4 protein-coding genes and 2 pseudogenes are annotated in these 3,918 nt (G+C 52.9%); all 6 read left to right on the top strand.

Going from position 1 to position 3,918, the window contains the following annotated elements:
- Nucleotides 1–1,117, top strand: a 1,117-nt coding sequence (locus U5A67_RS40230) for a DUF637 domain-containing protein (RefSeq protein ID WP_321818800.1), incomplete at its 5' end; no start/stop codon positions are given.
- A gap of 9 nt (nt 1,118–1,126) precedes the next feature.
- Complete coding sequence (locus tag U5A67_RS40225) at nt 1,127–1,423, top strand: hypothetical protein (RefSeq protein WP_321818801.1); 297 nt, start codon at nt 1,127–1,129, stop codon at nt 1,421–1,423.
- Between the two features lie 114 nt (nt 1,424–1,537).
- Complete coding sequence (locus tag U5A67_RS40220) at nt 1,538–2,218, top strand: hypothetical protein (protein WP_321818802.1); 681 nt, start codon at nt 1,538–1,540, stop codon at nt 2,216–2,218.
- Between the two features lie 148 nt (nt 2,219–2,366).
- A pseudogene (locus tag U5A67_RS40865) lies at nt 2,367–2,558 on the top strand (DUF6984 family protein); the annotation flags it as partial.
- Nucleotides 2,559–2,982: 424 nt separating this feature from the next.
- Complete coding sequence (locus tag U5A67_RS40215; RefSeq protein WP_321818803.1) at nt 2,983–3,456, top strand: hypothetical protein; 474 nt, start codon at nt 2,983–2,985, stop codon at nt 3,454–3,456.
- A gap of 126 nt (nt 3,457–3,582) precedes the next feature.
- Nucleotides 3,583–3,918: pseudogene (locus U5A67_RS40210) on the top strand (hypothetical protein); the annotation flags it as partial.

Here is a 3,918-nt window from a genome sequence, read left to right as displayed (position 1 = left end):
TGGCTCGGTTGGATTTACCACTGGCGCGTCAACGTCGAGCCTTGCAGCACTCGCTGGTGTTCAAAGTGTCGGTAATGCCCTGATTCCGACTGCAGGCACAGCGACGGCAACAGGTGTGGCTGAAGCCGCTGCCGCGCTCGGGGCAGAGGCAGTGATTCAGGCCGGGGCGCAAACGGCAATCGAGGGTGGAAGTTTCCTTACCAACCTTCGTGATGACGGAGTCGCGGATACGGCTGCGGCTGCCGCGTATGCGATTGGCACGGCCAAGCCCGATCTCAACGAGGTTGAATACCTCGCTGCGCACGCTGCATTGGGGTGCGCAGAGGGAGCAGCATCTGGACAAGGTTGCGGTGGCGGCGCCATCGGAGGAGCTACGAGTGCAGCGTTGACGCCGGTTGTCGCGAGCGCGATCACGGGCGGCACCGAGACCGTCACAGCGGGACAAAGCGCTGCGGTTGCAGTATTTGCGGCACTGGCTGGTGGAGCGGCCGCTGGATTGGCTGGCCAGTCGGTTACGGCTGGAGAACTTGCCGCCGAAAATGAGGCAATCAATAATTGTCTTGGTCACCCAGAAAGTTGCACTCAACTCTTTAAAAGCACTGCTTCAAGTGCAGCTGAAGATGTCGAGTCGTGGCTCGCGTCTCCCACCGGATTGCAGGTTATGGCGGAACTCTCTGCCAATGCGGATATCGGTGGGGCCGCCAGCGAGGAAGAGGGACTGATCGAAAGTGCCGAGAGTGCGTTCGCAGCAGACGAGTCCAGTGTTCTCGCTAGCGCAGTTTCTGCTCCAAATAGCGGGATTACAACGATCTATCGTGCAATGGGACCGGAAGAATTCTCCTCCGTTATGAGTTCTGGACAGTTCTCCTTTGTTCTCGGAAACAATGAGATGAAGCAGTTCGGATTTAACTTGAACGAAGTTCTGACTTATGCAAACTTTGAGAGTGACTACGCTGCGATTGTAAGCGCAGATATTCCGACCAGCGTACTTGGGAATTTTTCGTTCTCGAATACGATCGACCCGTTTATCTTTAAGAGTGGCGTTCTCTCGGTGGAACGTAAACCAGCGCTGTCCCTGTTAAACTCTGTTGTAACGAATATCAAGCATGCTTACTAGGAGTTAATTTTGCATAACATTTTGGCTACAATAAGCATTTCTGAAGATGTGGATGATCCGAAAATTAATGGAGTTCGATCCGGATATTCTCCGCATCATAAATTTGCTGGCGTTGATTTTCTTGTGAGCGGAATTCACGAATACGTGGATGATCGGCTGCACTATCCGGGAGAGGTGCTCGAGGCGAGTATAAGATTTGTAAGTTGGGAATACTTTAAGGATAAAGTAAAGGTTGGTGATGATTTCGAAGTTCGAGAGCTAAATAGAGTTGTCGGTGTGGGGAAAATAAATAAGATTTTAGAGTAAATATCGCAACAACGCGAAGAAGGTGAGCTCAATGTCTTGGGGATTAGCCTTGGAGATGGCAGTTTTGATTGATTAGGGCCGTTATTATGTTGGTGTTGGTCTCTAGACTTAGAGATGTCCGGCGTTGCCGACGTAGCGGCGAGTGTGGTGTACTCAATCGGAACCGCGAAGCAGGATTCTTACATTGACTGGGGAGAGGCCGTCGCGGCTCACGCGGCTTTGGGGTGTGCTGCCGGTGCCGCTAGTGGGCAGGGCTGCTGCGGCGGCGCTATTGGAGCAGCGACGAGCGCGGTCATCTCTCCCTTAGTGATAGGCGCGCTCGACCCGTCGGAAGCCTCACCTACATTGGGTCAGTCGTCGCTGACGGCATCGATTGCCATGTTGGCCGGTGGCGGTATTGCGGAGATTCTGGACCAGAGCGTGACGGGCGCTGAGAGAGCAGCGGAAAACGAGGCACTAAACAATACGCTAGACCACGTACGACCTGATGAGACGGGGGGAAAGCCGGGTCAGCAGAGTGAGGCAGAGAACGATGCGGTGTCGATCATTCCGAAAACCACGTCATCGGAGCAGGCTGAGGAAAGCGGCGAATATGAAGTGGGTAGAGACCTGCCGGTCGGGGTTGGCTCGGGTATTGATCTTGGGATGGGGGATGATTGGGAGGGCGCCACAAACACCGCGGCCGAGGGTGATTCAACTATTCAGTTCGGGGCCAATGACAATCAGAGCAGCCACACACCTTCCGTCACGTTATCAGCGGTGGCTATGATGCAACCGCGGTTCAAAGTGCCGTGACAGGTGACCTCAACAATATTGGGGCGTCGTTGCCTCAAGGGCAGTACACAGGCACCGTCGTTGTGAATGGGACGACCTTCAACTACAGTGCCTACAAGCTTCCCAATGGCACAATTAACGTCGGGCGAATTACGCCACCGAGATGAACATGGGCACTGTGAGATTGTTGAACGATGACGAGAGGGCGCTGCTACATGCACTAATTGCAGGGAAACCTCAAGCAGCGCAGTTCCTTGGTTCGCTCTCGAACGATCTTGTCGAAGAAATGAACGACGGTGGGATGGGGAGTTTGCGTTTCTGTGCTCGGGATAGTAGCCCTCGTGCCCTTGGTGAGCAGTTGGCGGCGCCAGCGGTAGCGGGCACAAGCGAAGATCGAACTTTCCAAGTCGGTGTGCTCCGTTCTTTTGAGCGGAGCGTCTATGGCCAACAGGATGTAGCGGGTATCCGTATTTTTTGAGCTAGGAAAGTAAGATGTACGGCCACGGGGCGGAGCAACTGGTTGATTGGAGGTTTGCCGACGCGCGGGGATACGGTGTGAGTTGTTGTTGGGAAGTTGACCCGACCCAATAGGCGTATGCGATCCGCCAACGCATCAAGCTAATCGTTTAAGTGAAAATATGGTGACCGCCAGTTTCCTGGGATTTGTTGGCCGTCGTTTTGTTTTCAATTGATGACGTCCATTCATTTTTGTGTTGATCTAATTTTTAAAAAAACAAATTCATCGAAATTAAATGCGCGATAAAATTCGTTGATGGAGGCAAAGGATGTTGTTGCGCCTTGCAGAAGATGGTGTACGTATGAAATTGGTCTTTAGATTCGAGGATGAGCTGCAGGCGAATCCCGGGCGGATCGCCTTGGCTCAATCGCTCACACTGAATCCATCTAAGCCAAACATCGGGCTGAGGGGAACTTACGGTCTGTTTGGGTCGGATGTGTGGTGGGAAAATATTCAAAGTGGGCAAATGCCATTGCTATACATTAATGGCGTTGTAATTTATATATATATAGCTGGTCAGAGTGATGGTGACGCCAATAACACGATTGACTTAAAGCTTGATGATGGATCTATCAGGTCTGTTGGGATCTATTTAAACAATGTAGACGACTTAAAACTTTTCCGTGTTGGTTGTCGTGTGAGTATCGTTTATGCTCTCGACGAGTTGAAGCAGCAACCTGGTTTTGACGGAGGGATCAATCAATCGAGGATAGCCTTGGAGATGGCAGTTTCGATTGATTAGGGTGCCTTATGTGAGCAGGGTTGCGGAGGCGGAGCTATCGGGGCGGCGACGAGCGCGGTTCTCTCGCCCTTAGTGATAGACGCGCTCGACCCGTCGGGAACCTCACCTACATTGGGTCAGTCGTCGTTGACGGCATCGATTGCCATGTTGGCCGGCGGCGGTATCGCGGAGATTCTGGGCCAAAGTGTGACGGGCGCTGAGACATCGGCGGAAAACGAAGCACTGAACAATACGCTACAACACATACAACCTGATGAGACGGGGGGGAAGCCGGGTCAGCAGAGTGAGGCAGACAACGATACGGTGTCGATCATTCCGGCAACCACGCCATCGGAGCAGGCTGAGGAAAGCGGCGAATATGAAGTGGGTAGAGATCTGCCGGTCGGGGTTGTCTCGGGTATTGATCTTGGGATGGGGGATGATTGGGAGGGTGCTACAAACAGTGGCGTGCCAAGTAGCCTA

Source organism: Paraburkholderia sp. J69-1, assembly GCF_905220255.1.
GTDB lineage: Bacteria > Pseudomonadota > Gammaproteobacteria > Burkholderiales > Burkholderiaceae > Paraburkholderia.
This window is presented reverse-complemented; position numbering and strand designations above follow the sequence as displayed.

Excerpts from the sequence above, each read along its gene's own strand:
- U5A67_RS40215 (WP_321818803.1), top strand. The coding sequence starts at position 2,983 with ATGTTGTTGCGCCTTGCAGAAGATGGTGTACGTATGAAATTGGTCTTT.
- U5A67_RS40220 (WP_321818802.1), top strand. The coding sequence starts at position 1,538 with ATGTCCGGCGTTGCCGACGTAGCGGCGAGTGTGGTGTACTCAATCGGA.